The following is a 19,262-nucleotide window of genomic DNA, read 5'->3' as shown; positions in this document are numbered from 1 at the left end:
GTCTTTAACATTCTGCGGCTTATGTCCGCGAACGTACCCGAAATGCTGGATGCTTGGCGGATGGTCGCAGCGCGCAGGCGCTTCGATGGCCGCATCCCGCTCTCTGCGATGACTCGCTTGCAGGGAAGTCTGGTCGATACCGAGGGCGAATGCGTCTATTCGCTCCAATTCGACCAGGACGCTCTGCTCAAGGTCGCCTATGTCGAGCTCAGCATCGATGTCGAGCTGCCACTGGCCTGCCAGCGCACCTTGCAGCGGTTTCTGTATCCGGTGCAGGTTAGGCAGCGTCTTGGACTGATCCGCGACGAGGACGAAGAGGCCGCGTTGCCGCCCGATTACGAGGCCTTGCTGGTGCCCGAAGACGGCATGCTGCGGGCGATGGATCTGGTGGAGGACGAACTGGTGCTGTCGGTACCGGTGGTGCCGATGGCGCCGGGAAGCGAGGCGGTCGAGGCCGAGTGGGTTCCGACCCGGGAAGAGCAAGACAAGGCCAGTCCGTTCGCGGCGCTGGCAGCGTTGAAGAAACAGTAACCGCCGCTGTGAAGGGCGGTAAGACAGGTCGACGCGGGCGTAGAGCGTGCTGTTCGACTCAACAGATCAAGTTATCGAACTAAAGTTGGAGCAATCCCATGGCTGTGCAGAAATCCCGTGTCACCCCGTCCCGCCGCGGCCAGCGTCGTTCGCACGATGCCCTGACCGCCAAGCAGCTGTCGACCGACCCGACCAGCGGCGAGATCCATCTGCGCCACCACATCACCGCCGACGGTTACTACCGTGGCAAGAAGGTGATCACGACCAAGTCGTCGGCCGTCCAAGAAGATTGATCCGTGGCGCCCGCCGCGCCACGCGCGGCCGGGTGACCCTCGATTCTTCCGGAGCCGCCGGTCACCGCGGCTCTTGCACCAGGAAACAGTATGAGCAAGCGGATCTATTCCAGAATCGCGGGCACGGGTAGGTATTTGCCCGAAAAGGTGTTGACCAACGACGACATGTCGAAGATCGTCGACACCAGCGATGAATGGATCTTCTCGCGCACTGGTATCCGTGAGCGCCACATCGTCGCCGACGACCAGACCACCAGCGATCTGGCGTACTTCGCCTCGATCAAGGCGATGGAAGCGGCCGGTGTGACCGCCGACGAGATCGACCTGATCGTCGTCGGCACCACCACGCCCGACCTGATCTTTCCGTCCACGGCCTGCCTGTTGCAGGCGCGGCTGGGCAATGTCGGCTGCGGCGCGATGGACGTCAACGCGGCCTGCTCGGGCTTCGTCTACGCGCTCAGCGTGGCCGACAAGTTCGTGCGCAGCGGCGACGCCAAGACCGTGCTGGTGGTCGGCGCGGAAACCCTGACCCGCATCGTCGACTGGACCGACCGCACCACCTGCGTGCTGTTCGGCGATGGTGCCGGCGCGGTGATCCTCAAGGCCGACGAAGAGACCGGCATCCTCAGCACCCACCTGCATGCCGACGGCAGCAAGAAGGAGTTGCTATGGGACCCTGTCGGCGTGTCGGTCGGCTTCGGCGAAGGCAAGAATGGCGGCGGTGCGTTGCTGATGAAGGGCAACGACGTGTTCAAGTACGCGGTCAAGGCGCTGGATTCGGTGGTCGATGAGACTCTGGCCGCCAATGGCCTGGACAAGCACGACCTGGACTGGCTGATTCCGCACCAGGCCAACCTGCGCATCATCGAGGCCACCGCCAAGCGGTTGGAACTGCCGATGGAGCAGGTGGTGGTCACGGTGGATCGCCACGGCAACACGTCCTCGGCCTCGGTGCCGCTGGCGCTGGACGAGGCGGTCCGCTCCGGCCGCGTGCAGCGTGGGCAGTTGCTGTTGCTTGAAGCCTTCGGTGGCGGCTTCACCTGGGGCTCGGCGCTGCTGCGCTACTGAGGCCCCCGAGCGCTGCCGCATTCGCCGGCAGCGCTTTCGATATCGATTCCGGACTGCCGCGCACCTGCGCGGCGGATGCCGTTGCGTGCCCGTTCGGGACCGAACCGGTGTGCAGCGTTGCGACGTCTGGCCACGTTCCGGTGGCCCCTGCATACGCGGCAGTACAGACGGCCGGGCGATTTCGCACGTATCATCCCGGCTCGATTTTTGTAGGCAGCATCGCGTGACCGAATCTACGCTCGCTTTCGTGTTCCCCGGCCAGGGCTCCCAGTCCCTGGGCATGCTGGCCGAACTGGCCGAACTGCACCCGCAGATCCGCGAGACCTTCGTCGAGGCCTCCGATGGCGCCGGTGTCGATCTGTGGGCCCTGTCGCAGGGCGGCCCGGAAGAGATGCTCAACCGTACCGAGTACACCCAGCCGGCGCTGCTGGCCGCGGGCGTGGCGGTGTGGCGGCTGTGGAACGCGCAGCGCGGCGAACGCCCGGCGCTGCTGGCGGGCCATAGCCTGGGCGAATACACCGCCCTGGTCGCCTCCGGCGCCTTGTCGCTGCACGACGGCGCCCACCTGGTGCGCCTGCGCGGCCAGTTCATGCAGGCGGCCGCCCCGGCCGGTGTCGGCGCGATGGCGGCGGTGCTGGGTGCCGAGGATGCGGTGGTGCAGGAGGTCTGTGAGCAGGCGTCCGGCAGCCAGGTGGTGGTGCCGGCCAACTTCAATTCGCCGGGCCAGATCGTGATCGGTGGCGATGCCGCAGCGGTGGACCGCGCGCTGGCGCTGTTGGCCGAGCGCGGCGTGCGCAAGGCGGTCAAGCTTGCAGTGAGCGTGCCTTCGCATACCCCGCTGATGCGCGATGCGGCCAATCAGCTGGGTGAAGCGATGGCCGGGCTGCGCTGGCAGGCGCCGCAGATCCCGGTGGTGCAGAACGTGGACGCGCGCGTGCACGACGGCAGCGAGGCGATCCGCCAGGCGCTGGTGGAACAGTTGTACCTGCCGGTGCAATGGACCGGCTGCGTGCAGGCGCTGGCCGCCCGGGGCATCACCCGCGTCGCCGAATGCGGCCCCGGCAAGGTGCTGAGCGGGCTGATCAAGCGGATCGACAAGACCCTGGACGCGCGTTCGCTCGCCACTCCGGCCGATTACGCCGGCGCGCTCGACGCGTGGACGCACTGATCCAGCGCACGCACGCGGTATGCCGGCCCCCTCGACGTTCGCGGCGATGATCGCGACGTCCCCCTTCGAGGAACAGTAGTCATGAGCAAGCCTCTTCAGAGCGAAATCGCCCTCGTCACCGGCGCCAGTCGCGGTATCGGTGCGGCCATTGCCGACACCCTGGCCGCCCAGGGCGCCACCGTCATCGGCACCGCCACCTCGGCGTCCGGCGCGGCGGCCATCGGCGAGCGTCTGGCCGCAGGCGGCGGCCACGGCCGCGAACTCAACGTCACCGATGCCGCCGCGGTCGACGGCCTGATCGATGCGATCGGCAAGGAATTCGGCGCCATCTCGATCCTGGTCAACAACGCCGGCATCACCCGCGACAATCTGTTGATGCGGATGAAGGACGACGACTGGCAGGCCATCCTGGACACCAATCTGACCAGCGTGTTCCGCACCTCCAAGGCGGTGATGCGCGGCATGATGAAGGCGCGCAAGGGCCGCATCATCAATATCGCCTCGGTGGTCGGCGTGACCGGCAATCCGGGCCAGACCAACTACGCCGCGGCCAAGGCCGGCATCATCGCGTTCTCCAAGTCGCTGGCCAAGGAAATCGGCTCGCGCGGGGTCACCGTGAACGTGGTGGCGCCCGGTTTCATCGATACCGACATGACCAAGGCATTGCCGGAGGAGTCCAGGGCGGCATTGCTGGAGCAGATCGCGCTCGGCCATCTGGGCGCGCCCGAGGACATCGCCAATGCGGTGGCGTTCCTGGCGGGGCCGACCGCCCGCTACATCACTGGTGAAACCCTGCACGTCAACGGCGGTATGTACATGCCGTGAGCGTGCGCCGCCGGGAGGCGCTAAGTGGCTGATCGGCCGGGACTTGTGTTGCAATGCAAGGCCCGGGCGCTTCCACTACACTATCCAACGCGGCCATCGCAGCGGCGATGGCGTTTGTGAGTCCCTCACAGGAGCACCGCACATCCATGTGCGGGGATCCTAAAACTCGAACCACCACTACTCCAGCTGGAGCGATATCCCCAATGAGCACCATCGAAGAACGCGTCAAGAAAATCGTCGTCGAACAACTCGGCGTCAAGGAAGAGGAAGTCACCACCAGCGCATCGTTCGTCGATGACCTGGGTGCCGACTCGCTGGACACCGTCGAGCTGGTGATGGCGCTGGAAGAAGAGTTCGAGTGCGAGATCCCGGACGAAGAGGCCGAGAAGATCACCTCGGTCCAGCAGGCGATCGACTACGTCAAGGCTCACGTCAAGAGCTGATGCGTTGTTCCTGACGGCGGTGGCGCGCGTCATGCCGCTGCTGCGTCAGACATCCATGGGGCCGCTGATGCGGCCCTGTGTTTTTCAAGCGTCACCCGCTAACCGCAAGCACCGTCCGTTCCGTGGTGAGGAGATCTGCAATGAGTCGTCGTGTTGTCGTTACCGGCATGGGCATGGTGTCGCCGCTGGGCAATGATCTGGCCAGCAGCTGGGATGGAATCATCCACGGGCGCTCCGGCATCGGCCCGATCACGCAGATCGATGCCTCGCAGTTCACCACCAAGATCGCCGGCGAGATCAAGAATTTCGACCCCACGCTTTTTGTGTCCGCCAAGGACGTCAAGAAGATGGATTCGTTCATCCACTACGGTGTCGGCGCCTCGTTCATGGCGCTGGACGACTCCGGCCTGGAAATCGACGAAAGCAATGCCGAACGCATCGGTGCCATCCTCGGCTCCGGCATCGGCGGGCTGCTCGGCATCGAAGAGCAGACCATCAAATTCCATGAGGGCGGCGCGCGCAAGATTTCGCCGTTCTACGTGCCCAGCACCATCATCAACATGCTGCCGGGCCAAGTGAGCCTGATCAAAGGCCTGAAGGGCCCGACGTTCTCGGCGGTATCGGCCTGCGCCACCTCCAACCACTCGATCGGCACGGCGATGCGCATGATCCAGTACGGCGATGCCGACGTGATGCTGGCCGGCGGCGCCGAGCGCGGGTCCTCGCCGAGCTCGGTCGGCGGTTTCTGCGCGATGAAGGCCATGTCCACCCGCAACGACGATCCCGCTGCCGCCTCGCGCCCGTGGGACAAGCAGCGCGACGGTTTTGTGCTGGGCGACGGTGCCGGCGTGCTGGTGCTGGAGGAATACGAACACGCCAAGGCGCGCGGTGCGCGCATCTATGCCGAGCTGGTCGGTTTCGGCGCCAGCTCCGACGCCTTCCACATGACCGCGCCGAGCGAAGACGGCGAAGGCGCGGCGCGCAGCATGGTCGCCGCCATGCGCGACGCCAAGCTCAATCCCGAGCAGATCGGCTACCTCAACGCGCACGGCACCTCCACGCCGCTGGGCGATCTGGCCGAGACGCTGGCGATGAAGCGCGCGCTGGGCGATCACGCCTACAAGACCATGGTCAGCTCGACCAAGTCGATGACCGGCCACCTGCTCGGCGCTGCCGGCGGTGCCGAGGCGATCTTCTCGGTGATGGCGCTGCACACCGGCATCATTCCGCCGACCATCAACCTGGAAGAGCCCGGCGAAGGCTGCGACCTGGACTACGTGCCGAACGTGGCGCGCGAGGCCAAGGTGGATGCGGTGATGTCCAACGGCTTCGGTTTTGGCGGCACCAACGGAACGCTGGTGTTCAAGCGCATCTGAGCCGGCGCGCCGGTCGCGCTGCACGCCGTGCCGCGCGCGCCTGCACGGCGAGGCGCGGCACTCACGCCGGCGCCCCCGGTTGTCGTTCGATCTGCTGCCGATCCGTCGTTTGCCGATCGATCGTTGATCCATTCCCGATTCACTCCCGTGCGCGCTGCAGTCTCGGCAGCGCCGCGAACTCCCGTACCCTCGCTATGCCGGACCGATGACGCTCACCAGATCATTGCACGCGGACATCGACTTGCTGGCGCTGCACCGGCTGGCGCCGCAGCGCTATCCGGCACTGCTGGAATCCACCGCCTCCGGCACCGAGCATGGGCGCTGGGACGTGCTGTTGCTGGCCGAGGGCGACAGCCTGCGGCTGGATGCCGATGGCCGCACCCGCGATGGCGAGGGCAGGGTGCTGGAAGGCAGCTTCCTGGCCGCGCTGGACGCCGCCTGGCAGGCCGAGCGCGTGCCGCATGATGCGCACGGCCCGTGGCCGTTTCGTGGTGGCTGGGCGGTGCTGCTGGATTACGAGGTGGCGGCCCAGGTCGAGCCGATCCTGCAATTGCCCACGCGCGCCGATGGCCTGCCCTCGGCACTGGCGCTGCGCGCGCCGGCGGCGGTGTTGCGCGACCGTGTGCAAGGCCGCTGCATCGCGCTGGCCGAACCGGGCCGTGATGATCTGCTGGCGCGCATCGTCGAGGACATCGCTGCGTGCGCTGCGCTGCCGCCGCTGCCGGCCTGGGTCGGGCCGGTGGCGGTCGATGAAGACGCGCCAGAACGCTTTACCGACGCAGTGCTGCGGGTGCTCGACTACCTGCGCGCCGGCGATGTGTTCCAGGCCAATATCTCGCGCGCCTGGCAGGCCACGTTCGCCGAGGCGGTCGACCCGGCGGCGCTGCATGCGCGGCTGCGCGCAGCCAACCCCGCGCCGTTTGCCGGAGTCTTCGCTGCGGCCGGGCGGGCAGTGGCCAGTTCCTCGCCCGAGCGTCTGGTGTCGGTGCAGGGCGATGCGGTGCAGACGCGCCCGATCGCCGGCACCCGCGCGCGCTTTGCCGGCGACGACGATGCGGCGCGGATCCGCGAACTGGTGGGGCACCCCAAGGAACGTGCCGAGCACGTGATGCTGATCGACCTGGAGCGCAACGACCTGGGCCGCATCTGCGCGCCGGGCTCGGTGGAGGTGGACGAGCTGATGGCGGTGGAAAGCTATGCGCACGTGCACCACATCGTCAGCAACGTGCGCGGCCGCCTGCGTGCCGGCGTCACCCCGGGCGAAGTGATCGCGGCGGTGTTCCCGGGCGGCACCATCACCGGCTGCCCGAAGGTGCGCTGCATGCAGATCATCGCCGAGCTCGAACAGACCGCACGCGGCGCCTACACCGGTGCGTTCGGCTGGCTCAATCGCGATGGCGACATGGACCTGAACATCCTGATCCGCACCGCCGAGGTGGCCGGCAACCAGGTGCGGTTCCGCACCGGGGCCGGCATCGTGGTGGATTCGGATCCGCAGCGCGAGCTGGACGAGACCCGCGCCAAGGCGCGCGGTGTACTGCGCGCACTGGATCCGGCGTGAGCGCTTCAACGGGACATCACCGGCGCGCGGTATCCTGCGCGGCGCTGGGGCAATGACGAGGTGGGTGTGGCGGTGACTGGCAAACGCGGATGTCTGGCCGTGCTGGGCACGGCAGTGCTGCTCGTGGCACTAGTGGCGATTGCCGGGCTGGTGGCATGGCGGCACTACCTGCAGTTCGCCGACACGCCGGCCAAGGCCGCCGCGCCCAGCGTGGTGGTGGCGCCCGGCGATTCGCTCAAGGCCACGCTGCGCAAGCTGCGCCAAGCCGGCATCACCCAGGGCATGGATCTGGAATGGCAGCTGCTGGCCCGCCAGGTGGATGCGGCCGGCAAGCTCAAGGTGGGCGAATACGCACTGGCGCCGGCACTGTCGCCGCGCGAGCTGCTGACGCGCATGCGCCAGGGGCGGGTGATCCAGTACCGCTTCACGATCGTGGAGGGCTGGAATGTCCGCCAGCTGCGCGCCGCGCTGGCCACCGCCACGCCGTTGCAGCAGTCCATCGGCAGCCTGGACGATGCGGAGCTGATGGCGCGGCTCGGATTCCCGGGTCAGCATCCGGAAGGGCGCTTCCTGCCGGAGACCTATCTGTACCAGCGCGGCGACAGCGATCTGGATGTGCTCAAGCGCGCGCACGCAGCGATGGACAAGGCGCTGGCGCAGGCCTGGGAACAACGCGCTGCCGACCTGCCGCTGGCATCGCCGGAGCAGGCGCTGATCCTGGCGTCCATCATCGAGAAGGAAACCGCGCTGGGCAGCGAGCGGCCGCTGATCGCCGGGGTGTTCCTGCGCCGCCTGCAGCTGGGCATGAAGCTGCAGACCGACCCCACCGTGATCTACGGCATCGGCAGCAGCTATGACGGCAATATCCGCCGCCGCGACCTCACCACCGACACGCCCTACAACACCTATACGCGCGCCGGCCTGACGCCGACGCCGATCGCCATGCCTGGCCGCGAGGCGCTGCTGGCGGCGGTACGCCCGGCTCCCGGCGATGCGCTGTACTTCGTGGCCGTGGGCGACGGCACCGGTGCCCATGCCTTCTCGGCCACATTGGCCGAGCACAACGCCGCGGTGGCGCGCTACCTGCAACGCCGCCGCCTGCCCGAGATGCCGCACAAGGAGCCCACGCCATGACCGCCGCGTTTTCGCCCTGGCAGCGGCGCGCCTTCGACCAGACCGTGGCGGCACTGGACGCCGGCCGGCTCGGGCACGGGCTGCTGATCTGCGGCCCCGAAGGCCTGGGCAAGCGCGAGGTGGCCCTGGCGCTGGCCGAGCACGTGCTGGCCAGCTCGCCAGACCCGGCGCTGGCGCAGCGCACGCGGCAGTTGATCGCCGCCGGCACCCATCCGGACCTGCAGCTGATCTCCTTCATTCCCAACCGTACCGGCGACAAACTGCGCACCGAGATCATCATCGAGCAGGTGCGCGAGATTTCGCAGAAGCTGGCGCTGACGCCGCAATACGGCATCGCCCAGGTGGTGATCGTCGACCCGGCCGATGCGATCAATCGCGCCGCCTGCAATGCCTTGCTCAAGACGCTGGAAGAACCCTCGCCCGGCCGCTACCTGTGGCTGATCAGCGCGCAGCCGGCACGCCTGCCGGCCACCATCCGTAGCCGCTGCCAGCGGCTGGAATTCAAGCTGCCGCCCGCGCAGGAGGCGCTGCAGTGGCTGCTGGCGCAAGGTGTCCAGGCGCGCGCCGCGCAGGAAGCGCTGGATGCCGCGCGCGGTCATCCCGGCCTGGCCATACAGTGGGTGCGCGAGGACGGCCTGGCGCTGCGACGCGCTGTGGCGCAGGACCTGGAGCAGATCGCCAGTGGTCGCGCCGGCGCGGTGGATGTCGCGCAGCGCTGGACCAACGACGGCCAGGCCGATCAGCGCCTGCGCCATGCCGCCGACCTGGCGTTGGCGCAGGCATCGGCCGGCTTGACCGATCCGCCGCGGTTGCACAAGCTGGCGACCTGGTTCGACGCCGCCAATCGCACCCGCGATCTGTTGCGCACCACCGTCCGCGCCGACCTGGCAGTGACGGAATTGCTGCTGGCCTGGCGCGAGGGAGAGCGCCAGGCACGTTCTAGGGGAACTCGATGAGTGCAATGAATGCACGCCAAGGCATTTTGTCGCTGGCGTTGAAGGACAAGCCGGCGCTCTACAGCGCCTACATGCCGTTCGTCAAAGGCGGCGGCATCTTCGTCCCGACGCCCAAGCGCTACATGCTGGGCGACGAGGTGTTCCTACTGCTGACCCTGCCCGATTCCAGCGAGCGCCTGCCGGTGGCCGGCAAGGTCATCTGGACCACGCCCGCCGGTGCGCAGGGCAACCGCGCCGCCGGCATCGGCGTGCAGTTTCCGGACGGCCCGGAAGGCGAGGCGGTGCGCAACAAGATCGAAACCCTGCTGGCCGGCCTGACCACCTCGGACAAGCCCACGCACACCATGTGAAACGGGGCGTTGGCGTAGCGGGGTGGTACGCAAGGCGCAAGGCGCATCCGCTTCGCCGCCGTAGTCGGGTCGGGCGATGCAGCCGCCGTGTCGTCGCATGACAGGGCCAGGTAAACAACTATTGACGATGGCTGCCGCTGCCCTATAATGTGCGGCTCGCGTCACCGGGCGGTTAGCTCAGCGGTAGAGCATTGCCTTCACACGGCAAGGGTCACAGGTTCGATCCCTGTACCGCCCACCATTGAAATCCAGCGGGTCCACGGATTTCGACGCGAAGAGAAAGCCGGCCATGCGCCGGTTTTTTTGTGCCCGCGTTTTCTGTCTGCTAGGAGTCGAGCAGTGGGTCGCGCTCAATCCTTTCAATGGCATCGCAGTACGCAATGCAGCGCCTGGCGTGCATGCGTCCAAGCCGCACAATGAGTTCGATATGGCCGGCGGGCATGATCGTGCGGTCTAGCAACCAGCTTTCCAGCGTTTCCAGCCAAACCCCCATCGCGCGTGCCGCGGGTGCGCGCCAGCGACGTCCGTAGATGCAAGTGGCGATCGCCTGCAGTGCCTGCAGGCGTGGGTACGCATGGACGGTCATCGGGTCGCTCGGTAATGGCAGGAGCGCGCATTACCGCAAATTGGCAATCAGGATCAATGGTCGGCGCAGGTCTCGTCGTGCACGGAGTTACGGTCTGAATGGTGGCTGCGGCCCGGCGCGTTGCCCATCGCCCAGCTGGTCCCCGGTTGTTGCGAGCTCGACAAGGAGTTGCCATCCTGCAAAGCCCCCCGTTCGAGATGGAGTGGCGATGAAGACGCTGCTGGGAAGTGCGCTGGTTGCGATGTTGCTGTTGGCTGGTTGCGCGCGCGATGTGGGCGAGCAGTACGTGGGCAAGTGGGTGGACGTGAAGTCGCAGAAGCATGTGCTGAGCATCGAGCACAATGGCGAAAGCTTCATCATCCGCGACACCACGCCGGAACTGTTTGGCAATGGCGCCAAGACCAGGAACTACCCGGCGCTGCTGACCAAGGGCGTGCTGCAGGTGTCCAGTGGCAGCGGCACCGTCAACTATGCGATCGATGAGGCGACCGGGCGTTTGAGCACTGGCGATACCGAATACACGCGGGTCAAGTGACGCCGGGATGGGGCGCTGCGGTGCCGTTGCAGGCGTGGTTGCCCAGGGAGGCAATGCATGTGCAGGCGCATCGCTTGCCGACGACGCTGCTGGAGAAGCGTCGTACGCGTGACTGCGTGCGCGAGCTGATGACTACGAGTCTGCTGTGCGTCGGTTTGCCTGCATCCAGCGCCACAGCGTGGTACGCGAAACGCCCAGTGCCTGTGCGGCGATGGCGCGGTTGCCGTTGGCGCGATCCAGCGCGATGCGCACCGCTGCGTCGGTGAGTTGCCTGCGCGAGGTGGACAGGTCCGTTTGCGTCCCCGGAGCGGTCTGTTGATGGGGATGCCCTTCGAACAGTTCGGGCGCCCAGCGCCGCAGTTGTTCCAGGCTCAAGCGATTGCCTGGCTGCGCTTTCCAATGGATGCACAGCCGTTCGACCAGGTTGCGCAATTCGCGCACGTTGCCGGGCCAGGTGTGCTGTTGCAGCCGCTGCAGGGCGTCTTCGGACAGGGGCGAGCTGCTATTGCCCAATTGCTGGAAGTAATGCGCAAGCAGCAGCGCAATGGCGTCGGGGCGGTTGCGTAACGGGGGCAGGGCGATGCGCAATGCCGCCAGGCGATAGAACAGGTCGCGCCGGAAGCGGCCCTGCTCGACCAGGGCGTGCAGGTCCTGCAGGCTGGCGGCGACCACGCGTACGTCCACCGCCACTGGAACCGTGGCGCCGACACGCAGCACCTCGCGCTCCTCCAGAACGCGCAGCAGGCGGGTCTGCAGCGGCGTGGGAAGCTCGCCGATTTCATCGAGAAACAAGGTGCCCTCGTGCGCGGCCTCGATCAAGCCGGTGTGGCCACCACGGCGCGCGCCGGTGAAGGCACCATCGCTGTAGCCGAACAATTCCGCTTCCAGCAGCGATTCGCTGATGGCGCCACAGTTAATGGCGACGAAGCGGCCGCGACGCCGGCTGCCGGCGTGCAGCTGGCGCGCAACCAGTTCCTTGCCGGTGCCGGTCTCGCCGCTGATCAGCACGGTCCCCGCATGGGGGGCGTACAACTGCACCAGGTCGCGCGCCTGCAGCATGGGGGCGTCCTCGCCAAGCAGGGCATCGTTGCGGCGCACGCGGCGCGTGCCGTTGCGCGCAGTGCGCGGCGGCGGGCTAGTGGAGGCGCTGCACAATGCGATGGCCTGCTCCAGTGCCTGGCGCACCGACGCGGCCGAATACAGCAAGACGCCGGGCAGGCCGGCCTGTTCGGCGAAATCGATCGCCATGCCGGTGCCCACGATGACCTGGATACCCGCTGTGCGCAGGTCGGCAATGCAGTCGCGCGCATCTTCGGCAGTGACGAAGCGGCGGTGTTCGATGTCCAGGTCGAAGCTGGTCTGGAAGGCATGAAACGACGGAACGTCGCTGGCATGCGTCACCACGCCGATACGCGGGGAGATGCGGCGCGCGCGCGCCAGCGCCTCCATCAGGTCGAAGCCGGTGGCCTGGATCGGCGCCAGCGGCAACGGCAGGCGACTGCGCAGGTAGGCGGCGTTGGAGCCGCCGGCGACCAGCGCGTCGCAGCGCTCGCGGCGCAGACGCTGGCTGATGACCTCCACCGCGTCGGCAAAGCCCAGGTTGATCTGCTCGATGCGAGCGCGCTGGTCGAATTCGGGAATGACGTCGGCCAGCAGGCCGGTCAGGCGCGAGACGCTGACGGTCCAGATGGTGGGTGGGGTGGACTCCAAGGAGTCGTTCGGCGGGATTCTGGGCACTGGCAAGCCATGTTTCAGTTGTGTTGCATGCTGCGCTGGATGTTTCGTTTTTGCAACATTGAAGGCTGTTTGCGATAGCAAAATCAACTATTTGCCGTTGGCACGGCCTTTGCGCCTACTCCCCCATCTCACCGCAGGAATCGCCATGACGTCTTCGCCCACCACCACCGCCGGCATGCGCTTTCGCGCGGCGCTGGCTGCCGAGTCGCCGCTGCAGGTGATCGGCGCGATCAATGCCAACCATGCGCTGCTGGCCCAGCGAGCCGGCTACCAGGCCATCTATCTGTCCGGTGGCGGGGTGGCGGCCGGTTCGCTCGGCTTGCCGGACCTGGGCATCAACACGCTGGAGGACGTGCTGATCGACGTGCGTCGCATCACCGACGTCTGCGCATTGCCGCTGCTGGTGGACGTGGACACCGGCTTCGGGCCAAGCGCATTCAACATCGAACGCACCATCAAATCGCTGATCAAGGCCGGTGCGGCCGGCTGCCATATCGAAGACCAGGTCGGCGCCAAGCGCTGCGGGCATCGGCCGGGCAAGGAAATCGTCAGCCAGGGCGAGATGGTGGACCGGGTCAAGGCGGCGGCCGATGCCAAGACCGATCCGGCGTTCTTCCTGATCGCCCGCACCGACGCAATCCAGATGGAAGGCGTGGAAGCGGCCATCGAGCGCGCCATCGCCTGCGTGGAGGCCGGTGCGGACGGCATCTTTGCCGAGGCCGCCTACGACCTGGAGACCTACGCGCGCTTCGTCGATGCGGTGAAGGTGCCGGTGCTGGCCAACATCACCGAATTCGGCAAGACGCCGTTGTTCACCCGCGACCAGCTCGCGCAGGCCGGTGTGGCGATGCAGCTGTTTCCGCTGTCGGCCTTCCGTGCGGCCAACAAGGCGGCCGAGGCGGTCTATACCGCGATCCGTCGCGATGGGCATCAACAGGCCGTGCTGGACAGCATGCAGACGCGCGAAGAGCTTTACGAACGCATCGGCTATCACGATTACGAGCAGCGGCTGGATGCCTTGTTTGCACGCAAAGGCGCATGATCGCGTTCTGCTGATCACCTTCGTTGCCACCTCGTCAGTCACACCGCGATACGACATAGTCTGGGAGCTCATTGCATGAACGACACCGTCAATCCTGGTTTCAAGCCGAAGAAATCCGTTGCCCTGTCCGGCACTGCCGCCGGCAATACGGCCCTGTGCACCGTGGGGCGCAGCGGCAACGACCTGCACTATCGCGGTTACGACATTCTCGATCTGGCCACCACCAGTGAGTTCGAGGAGATCGCCTACCTGCTGGTGCACGGCAAGTTGCCCAACAGCGGCGAGCTGCGCGGCTACAAGGCCAAGCTGCGCTCGCTGCGCGGCGTGCCGGCGGCAGTGAAGGCGGCGCTGGAACAATTGCCGCCGTCGGCGCATCCGATGGATGTGATGCGCACCGGCGTGTCGGTGCTGGGCTGCCTGCAGCCGGAAAAGGACGACCACAATCATCCGGGCGCACGCGACATCGCCGACAAGCTGATGGCGTCGCTGGGTTCGATGCTGCTGTACTGGTATCACTACAGCCACAACGGCAAGCGCATCGAGGTGGAGACCGATGACGATTCTATCGGCGGGCATTTCCTGCACTTGCTGCACGGCTTTGCGCCGAAGGACTCGTGGGTGCGTGCGATGCACACCAGCCTGATCCTGTATGCAGAGCACGAGTTCAATGCGTCCACGTTCGCCTGCCGCGTGATCGCCGGCACCGGCAGCGACATGTACAGCGCCATTGCCGGTGGCATCGGCGCGCTGCGTGGTCCCAAGCATGGCGGCGCCAACGAAGTGGCGTTCGAAGTGCAAAAGCGCTACGACACGCCCGACGAAGCCGAGGCCGATATCAAGGCGCGGGTGGAGCGCAAGGAAGTGGTGATCGGTTTCGGACATCCGGTGTATACCGTGTCCGATCCACGCAACAAGGTGATCAAGGACGTGGCGCGCGAGCTTTCCGAGGAGCAGGGCAGCCGCAAGATGTACGACATCGCCGAGCGTCTGGAGAGCGTGATGTGGGACATCAAGAAGATGTTCCCCAACCTGGACTGGTTCAGTGCGGTGAGCTACCACATGATGGGGGTGCCGACGGCGATGTTCACCCCGCTGTTCGTGCTGGCGCGTACGGCTGGTTGGAGCGCGCATATCATCGAGCAGCGCGTGGACGGCAAGATCATTCGGCCTTCGGCCAATTACACGGGTCCGGAGGATCGGGTGTTCGTGCCGCTGGATCAGCGCGGCTGACGGCTGCTTGCAAGTGCCCCTCATCCGCCCTTCGGGCACCTTCTCCCGCCCGGCGGGAGAAGGGGGAGCGGCATGCAATGCGTCGTGAATGGGAGCAACAACAACAACAACAACAGCAACAACAACAGCAACAACAGCAACAACAGCAACAACAGCAACAACAGCAACAGCAACAACAGCAACAACAGCAACAACAGCAACAACAGCAACAACAGCAACAGCAACAACAGCAACAACAGCAACAACAACAGCAACAACAACAGACCCCGCCCGCTTTGTGATATCGCCAGCCATGAATAGCCAGTACCGCAAGCCCTTGCCGGGCACGTCGTTGGAGTACTTCGATGCACGCGCCGCCATCGATGCGTTGCAGCCCGGCGCGTATGCGGCATTGCCGTACACCGCACGCGTGCACGCGGAAAACCTGGTGCGCCGCGCCGAACCGCAAATGCTGGAGGCCTACCTGCGCCAGCTGATCGAGCGCAAGCGCGAGCTGGATTTTCCGTGGTTTCCGGCGCGTGTGGTCTGCCACGACATCCTTGGCCAGACCGCCCTGGTGGACCTGGCCGGCCTGCGCGATGCCATCGCCGAACAGGGGGGCGACCCGGCCCAGGTCAACCCGGTGGTGCCGGTGCAGCTGATCGTGGACCACTCGCTGGCGGTGGAATATGCGGGGTTTGACAAGCAGGCGTTCGCCAAGAACCGCGATGTGGAAGATCGCCGCAATGCCGATCGCTTCCATTTCATCGAATGGACCAAGCGCGCCTTCGAGAACATGGAAGTGATTCCGCCAGGCAACGGGATCATGCACCAGATCAATCTGGAGAAGATGTCGCCGGTGATCTACACGCTGGACGGCGTGGCGTTTCCGGATACCTGCGTGGGCACCGACAGCCATACCCCGCATGTGGACGCGTTGGGCGTGATCGCGGTGGGCGTGGGCGGGCTGGAAGCGGAGAACGTGATGCTGGGGCGCGCCTCGTGGATGCGCCTGCCGGATATCATCGGAGTGGAGCTGACCGGCCGGCCGGCGCCTGGCATCACCGCCACCGACATCGTGCTGGCCTTGACCGAGTTCTTGCGCCAGCAGCGCGTGGTGGGGGCCTACCTGGAGTTCTTCGGCGCCGGTGCCAGTGCGCTAACCATCGGCGACCGCGCCACCATCTCCAACATGACCCCGGAATTCGGTGCCACCGCGGCGATGTTCTATATCGACCAGCAGACCATCGACTACCTGCGCCTGACCGGCCGCGACGATGCGCAGGTGGCGCTGGTGGAAACCTACGCACGCCACACCGGCCTGTGGGCGGACGACATGGCGACCGCGCGCTACGAGCGCGTGCTGCAGTTCGATCTGGCCAGCGTGGTGCGCAACATGGCCGGGCCCTCCAACCCGCACAAGCGCGTGGCGACCACTGAGTTGGCGCAACGCGGTATCGCGGGGCAATGGGACGAGGTACCGGGGCAGATGCCCGATGGCGCGGTGATCATCGCCGCGATCACCTCCTGCACCAACACCTCCAATCCGCGCAACGTCATCGCCGCCGGCCTGCTGGCGCGCAACGCCAACGCGCGCGGCCTGACCCGCAAGCCATGGGTCAAGAGCTCGCTGGCGCCGGGGTCGAAAGCGGTGCAGCTGTATCTGGAAGACGCTGGCCTATTGGGCGAACTGGAGCAGCTGGGCTTCGGCATCGTGGCGTTCGCCTGCACCACCTGCAACGGCATGAGCGGGGCGCTGGATCCGGAGATCCAGCAGGAGATCATCGCGCGTGATCTGTATGCCACCGCCGTGCTGTCGGGCAACCGCAATTTCGATGGCCGCATCCATCCCTACGCCAAGCAGGCCTTCCTGGCCTCGCCGCCGCTGGTGATTGCCTACGCCATCGCCGGCACGGTGCGCTTCGATATCGAGAAGGATGTCCTCGGCATCGATGCGGACGGGGTGCCGGTGACGCTGAAGGACCTGTGGCCCAGCGATGCGGAGATCGATGCGGTGGTGGCGCGTAGCGTCAAGCCGGAGCATTTCCGCAGCGTGTACGACCCGATGTTCAAGCGCAGCGTGGGGCAGGGGCTCCGCGTGAGCCCGCTATACGACTGGCGCCCGCAAAGTACCTATATCCGCCGCCCGCCGTATTGGGAGGGCGCGCTGGCCGGTGCACGCACCCTGCGCGGCATGCGGCCGCTGGCGGTGCTGGGCGACAACATCACCACCGATCATCTCTCGCCATCGAACGCGATCCTGGCCGGCAGTGCGGCCGGCGAGTATCTGGCGCGGATGGGCGTGCCGGAGGAAGACTTCAATTCCTACGCTACCCACCGCGGAGACCACCTCACCGCGCAGCGCGCCACCTTCGCCAACCCCAAGTTGGTCAATGAAATGGCGGTGGTCGATGGGCGGGTCGTCGCCGGCTCGCTGGCACGGCTGGAGCCAGAGGGCCAGGTGCTGCGCATGTGGGAAGCGATCGAAACCTACATGACGCGCAAGCAGCCGCTGATCATCATTGCCGGCGCCGATTACGGGCAGGGCTCCTCGCGCGACTGGGCAGCCAAAGGCGTGCGGCTGGCGGGCGTGGAAGTGATCGTGGCCGAGGGCTTTGAGCGGATTCACCGCACCAACCTGATCGGCATGGGCGTGCTGCCGCTGGAATTCAAACCTGGAACCGATCGCAAGAGCCTGGGGATCGATGGCAGCGAGACCTTCGACGTGACCGGCGAGCGTACGCCAGGCGCCACGCTGACGCTGTCGATCCATCGGCGCGATGGCGAGCTGCTGCAGGTGCCGGTCACCTGCCGGCTGGACACTGCAGAGGAAGTCTCGATCTACCAAGCCGGTGGCGTGCTGCAACGGTTCGCGCAGGATTTTCTGGAGAGCCGGGAATCGGGAGTCGGGAATCGAGATTCGTTGCAAGCGACATCGGCAGCGCGAGCGCACTAACGTCAATGGCTACCGGCGTCATATCGCCGCGCTGATCCCCAATCCCCACTCCCGGGCTCTCACCCATGACCCATCTTCCGCAACTCCGCATCCCTGCCACCTACCTGCGCGGCGGCACCAGCAAGGGCGTGTTCTTCCGGCTGCAGGATCTGCCCGCAGCGGCGCAGCAGCCCGGCGCTGCACGCGATGCGCTGTTGCTGCGGGTGATCGGTAGCCCCGATCCCTATGGCAAGCAGATCGATGGCATGGGCGGGGCGACCTCGAGCACCAGCAAGAGCGTGATCGTCTCCACCAGCGCGCGGCCGGATCATGATGTGGACTATCTGTTCGGACAGGTGTCCATCGACAGCGCGTTCGTTGACTGGAGCGGCAACTGCGGCAACCTGTCGGCGGCAGTGGGGCCGTTTGCCATTGCCAGCGGCCTGGTCGATGCCGCAACGCTGCCGCGCGATGGCGTGGCAACGGTGCGCATCTGGCAGGCCAACATCGGCAAGACCATCGTGGCGCATGTGCCGATGAGCGATGGCCAGGTGCAGGAAACCGGCGACTTCGAATTGGACGGGGTGACCTTTCCGGCGGCCGAGGTGCAGCTGGAGTTCCTCGACCCGGCCGACGATGCCGAAGGCGAGGGCGGGGCGATGTTTCCCACCGGCAACCTCATCGACCAGCTGGACATTCCCGGCCTTGGCCGGCTCGATGCAACGCTGATCAACGCCGGCATTCCGACCATCTTCGTCAATGCGCGCGACCTGGGCTACACCGGCACCGAACTGCAGGACGCCATCAATGGCGACCCGCGTGCGCTGGCCATGTTCGAGACCTTGCGCGCCCACGGTGCGGTTCGCATGGGCTTGATCGCGCGACTGGAAGAGGCGGCCACGCGCCAGCACACGCCCAAGGTGGCCTTCGTCGCGCCGCCCGCGGACTACGTCGCCTCCAGCGGTAAGCCGGTGCATGCGGCCGAGATCGACCTGCTGGTACGGGCGATGTCGATGGGCAAGCTGCATCACGCGATGATGGGCACCGCGGCGGTCGCCATCGGCACCGCGGCGGCCGTGCCGGGCACCCTGGTCAACCTGGCGGCCGGCGGCGCGGCACGCTCGGCCGTGCGGTTCGGGCATCCATCGGGCACCTTGCGGGTGGGGGCCGAGGCGACACGGGTCGATGGGCAGTGGCAGGTCACCAAGGCGCTGATGAGCCGCAGTGCGCGGGTGCTGATGGAAGGCTGGGTGCGGGTGCCCGCGCCGCAGTGAGTGAGCGGCGGCCGCGCGTCGCCGATGCGGACGAGCGACCGCTACGGACGCCGTCACGCGAACGCGCGGCCGGGAGATTGGCATCGACCTGGCGCACGAATTGCACTGGGGTGTTGCATTAATTCGAACGCCAGGTCGAATTATGAAAACTTTTTCGTACGGGCTCTGCCATAATTGTGTAAATCGTGTTAATTCTGTTGCACCGCGGCATGCAGGCCAGGCAGCCGCCCCGCCACCAG

At 66.4% G+C, this 19,262-nt stretch carries 19 protein-coding genes and 1 tRNA gene; 18 read left to right on the top strand and 2 right to left on the bottom strand.

What is annotated here, in order from left to right; all coding sequences use genetic code 11:
- Positions 1-21: 21 nt before the first annotated feature.
- The 12 genes from ACCQ05_RS15985 to ACCQ05_RS15930 all read left to right on the top strand — a co-directional run bounded on the left by ACCQ05_RS15985 (position 22) and on the right by ACCQ05_RS15930 (position 9,946).
- Positions 22-531, top strand: coding sequence for a YceD family protein (locus tag ACCQ05_RS15985; RefSeq protein ID WP_104539768.1), 510 nt, complete (start codon positions 22-24; stop codon positions 529-531).
- Positions 532-629: 98 nt separating this feature from the next.
- Complete coding sequence (rpmF, locus tag ACCQ05_RS15980; RefSeq protein WP_010368401.1) at positions 630-824, top strand: 50S ribosomal protein L32; 195 nt, start codon at positions 630-632, stop codon at positions 822-824.
- 90 nt (positions 825-914) lie between these two features.
- Complete coding sequence (locus ACCQ05_RS15975; RefSeq protein ID WP_372391491.1) at positions 915-1,892, top strand: beta-ketoacyl-ACP synthase III; 978 nt, start codon at positions 915-917, stop codon at positions 1,890-1,892.
- Between the two features lie 223 nt (positions 1,893-2,115).
- Entirely contained in the window at positions 2,116-3,060 is a 945-nt protein-coding gene (gene fabD / locus ACCQ05_RS15970) for an ACP S-malonyltransferase (RefSeq protein WP_228964176.1), read from the top strand.
- Between the two features lie 81 nt (positions 3,061-3,141).
- The gene (fabG, locus tag ACCQ05_RS15965) at positions 3,142-3,885 is read left to right on the top strand and encodes a 3-oxoacyl-ACP reductase FabG (protein WP_228964177.1); all 744 of its coding nucleotides are present in this window, start codon (positions 3,142-3,144) and stop codon (positions 3,883-3,885) included.
- Between the two features lie 203 nt (positions 3,886-4,088).
- The gene (gene acpP / locus ACCQ05_RS15960) at positions 4,089-4,328 is read left to right on the top strand and encodes an acyl carrier protein (protein WP_002814322.1); all 240 of its coding nucleotides are present in this window, start codon (positions 4,089-4,091) and stop codon (positions 4,326-4,328) included.
- A gap of 140 nt (positions 4,329-4,468) precedes the next feature.
- Positions 4,469-5,704, top strand: coding sequence for a beta-ketoacyl-ACP synthase II (gene fabF / locus ACCQ05_RS15955; RefSeq protein ID WP_228964178.1), 1,236 nt, complete (start codon positions 4,469-4,471; stop codon positions 5,702-5,704).
- A gap of 205 nt (positions 5,705-5,909) precedes the next feature.
- Positions 5,910-7,265: an aminodeoxychorismate synthase component I gene (locus tag ACCQ05_RS15950; RefSeq protein WP_372391488.1), complete on the top strand. Its 1,356-nt coding sequence runs from the start codon at positions 5,910-5,912 to the stop codon at positions 7,263-7,265.
- Between the two features lie 60 nt (positions 7,266-7,325).
- Positions 7,326-8,399 carry an endolytic transglycosylase MltG gene (gene mltG / locus ACCQ05_RS15945; protein WP_372391486.1) on the top strand — a complete coding sequence of 358 codons (1,074 nt, stop codon included), beginning with the start codon at positions 7,326-7,328 and terminating at the stop codon, positions 8,397-8,399.
- The gene (locus ACCQ05_RS15940; protein ID WP_372391483.1) at positions 8,396-9,355 is read left to right on the top strand and encodes a DNA polymerase III subunit delta'; all 960 of its coding nucleotides are present in this window, start codon (positions 8,396-8,398) and stop codon (positions 9,353-9,355) included. Before mltG ends, ACCQ05_RS15940 begins: the two co-directional genes overlap by 4 nt.
- Positions 9,352-9,705 carry a PilZ domain-containing protein gene (locus ACCQ05_RS15935; protein WP_003483889.1) on the top strand — a complete coding sequence of 118 codons (354 nt, stop codon included), beginning with the start codon at positions 9,352-9,354 and terminating at the stop codon, positions 9,703-9,705. Before ACCQ05_RS15940 ends, ACCQ05_RS15935 begins: the two co-directional genes overlap by 4 nt.
- Before the next feature lie 166 nt (positions 9,706-9,871).
- Positions 9,872-9,946, top strand: a tRNA-Val gene (locus ACCQ05_RS15930).
- Positions 9,947-10,030: 84 nt separating this feature from the next.
- Here ACCQ05_RS15930 and ACCQ05_RS15925 read toward each other — a convergent pair.
- Entirely contained in the window at positions 10,031-10,291 is a 261-nt protein-coding gene (locus ACCQ05_RS15925; protein WP_372391481.1) for a hypothetical protein, read from the bottom strand.
- Positions 10,292-10,499: 208 nt separating this feature from the next.
- On the opposite strand from ACCQ05_RS15925, the gene ACCQ05_RS15920 reads away from it, so the two are divergent.
- Positions 10,500-10,826: a hypothetical protein gene (locus ACCQ05_RS15920; RefSeq protein WP_104539760.1), complete on the top strand. Its 327-nt coding sequence runs from the start codon at positions 10,500-10,502 to the stop codon at positions 10,824-10,826.
- Between the two features lie 132 nt (positions 10,827-10,958).
- Here ACCQ05_RS15920 and prpR read toward each other — a convergent pair whose 3' ends face one another.
- Complete coding sequence (gene prpR, locus ACCQ05_RS15915) at positions 10,959-12,563, bottom strand: propionate catabolism operon regulatory protein PrpR (RefSeq protein ID WP_372391479.1); 1,605 nt, start codon at positions 12,561-12,563, stop codon at positions 10,959-10,961.
- 145 nt (positions 12,564-12,708) lie between these two features.
- Between prpR and prpB the strand changes: the two genes are divergently transcribed.
- From prpB to prpF, 5 genes are all read left to right on the top strand, one after another.
- A complete protein-coding gene (gene prpB, locus ACCQ05_RS15910) occupies positions 12,709-13,605 on the top strand; it encodes a methylisocitrate lyase (RefSeq protein ID WP_372391477.1) in 897 nt (298 codons plus the stop codon).
- Positions 13,606-13,680: 75 nt separating this feature from the next.
- Positions 13,681-14,835 carry a bifunctional 2-methylcitrate synthase/citrate synthase gene (prpC, locus tag ACCQ05_RS15905; protein ID WP_372391475.1) on the top strand — a complete coding sequence of 385 codons (1,155 nt, stop codon included), beginning with the start codon at positions 13,681-13,683 and terminating at the stop codon, positions 14,833-14,835.
- 84 nt (positions 14,836-14,919) lie between these two features.
- On the top strand, positions 14,920-15,135 hold the full coding sequence (locus ACCQ05_RS15900; RefSeq protein ID WP_372391473.1) for a hypothetical protein: 216 nt from the start codon (positions 14,920-14,922) through the stop codon (positions 15,133-15,135).
- The gene (gene acnD, locus ACCQ05_RS15895; protein ID WP_372391471.1) at positions 15,128-17,770 is read left to right on the top strand and encodes a Fe/S-dependent 2-methylisocitrate dehydratase AcnD; all 2,643 of its coding nucleotides are present in this window, start codon (positions 15,128-15,130) and stop codon (positions 17,768-17,770) included. Before ACCQ05_RS15900 ends, acnD begins: the two co-directional genes overlap by 8 nt.
- Before the next feature lie 65 nt (positions 17,771-17,835).
- A complete protein-coding gene (gene prpF / locus ACCQ05_RS15890) occupies positions 17,836-19,023 on the top strand; it encodes a 2-methylaconitate cis-trans isomerase PrpF (RefSeq protein ID WP_372391469.1) in 1,188 nt (395 codons plus the stop codon).
- Positions 19,024-19,262: the final 239 nt, after the last annotated feature.

The organism is Xanthomonas sp. NCPPB 3582 (assembly GCF_041475735.2).
GTDB lineage: Bacteria > Pseudomonadota > Gammaproteobacteria > Xanthomonadales > Xanthomonadaceae > Xanthomonas > Xanthomonas codiaei.
This window is presented reverse-complemented; position numbering and strand designations above follow the sequence as displayed.

Coding starts and splice junctions, on each gene's coding strand:
- ACCQ05_RS15985 (WP_104539768.1), top strand. CDS start 22: ATGTCCGCGAACGTACCCGAAATGCTGGATGCTTGGCGGATGGTCGCA.
- rpmF (WP_010368401.1), top strand. CDS start 630: ATGGCTGTGCAGAAATCCCGTGTCACCCCGTCCCGCCGCGGCCAGCGT.
- ACCQ05_RS15975 (WP_372391491.1), top strand. CDS start 915: ATGAGCAAGCGGATCTATTCCAGAATCGCGGGCACGGGTAGGTATTTG.
- fabG (WP_228964177.1), top strand. CDS start 3,142: ATGAGCAAGCCTCTTCAGAGCGAAATCGCCCTCGTCACCGGCGCCAGT.
- acpP (WP_002814322.1), top strand. CDS start 4,089: ATGAGCACCATCGAAGAACGCGTCAAGAAAATCGTCGTCGAACAACTC.
- fabF (WP_228964178.1), top strand. CDS start 4,469: ATGAGTCGTCGTGTTGTCGTTACCGGCATGGGCATGGTGTCGCCGCTG.
- ACCQ05_RS15950 (WP_372391488.1), top strand. CDS start 5,910: ATGACGCTCACCAGATCATTGCACGCGGACATCGACTTGCTGGCGCTG.
- ACCQ05_RS15940 (WP_372391483.1), top strand. CDS start 8,396: ATGACCGCCGCGTTTTCGCCCTGGCAGCGGCGCGCCTTCGACCAGACC.
- ACCQ05_RS15935 (WP_003483889.1), top strand. CDS start 9,352: ATGAGTGCAATGAATGCACGCCAAGGCATTTTGTCGCTGGCGTTGAAG.
- ACCQ05_RS15925 (WP_372391481.1), bottom strand. CDS start 10,291: ATGACCGTCCATGCGTACCCACGCCTGCAGGCACTGCAGGCGATCGCC.
- ACCQ05_RS15920 (WP_104539760.1), top strand. CDS start 10,500: ATGAAGACGCTGCTGGGAAGTGCGCTGGTTGCGATGTTGCTGTTGGCT.
- prpB (WP_372391477.1), top strand. CDS start 12,709: ATGACGTCTTCGCCCACCACCACCGCCGGCATGCGCTTTCGCGCGGCG.
- prpC (WP_372391475.1), top strand. CDS start 13,681: ATGAACGACACCGTCAATCCTGGTTTCAAGCCGAAGAAATCCGTTGCC.
- acnD (WP_372391471.1), top strand. CDS start 15,128: ATGAATAGCCAGTACCGCAAGCCCTTGCCGGGCACGTCGTTGGAGTAC.
- prpF (WP_372391469.1), top strand. CDS start 17,836: ATGACCCATCTTCCGCAACTCCGCATCCCTGCCACCTACCTGCGCGGC.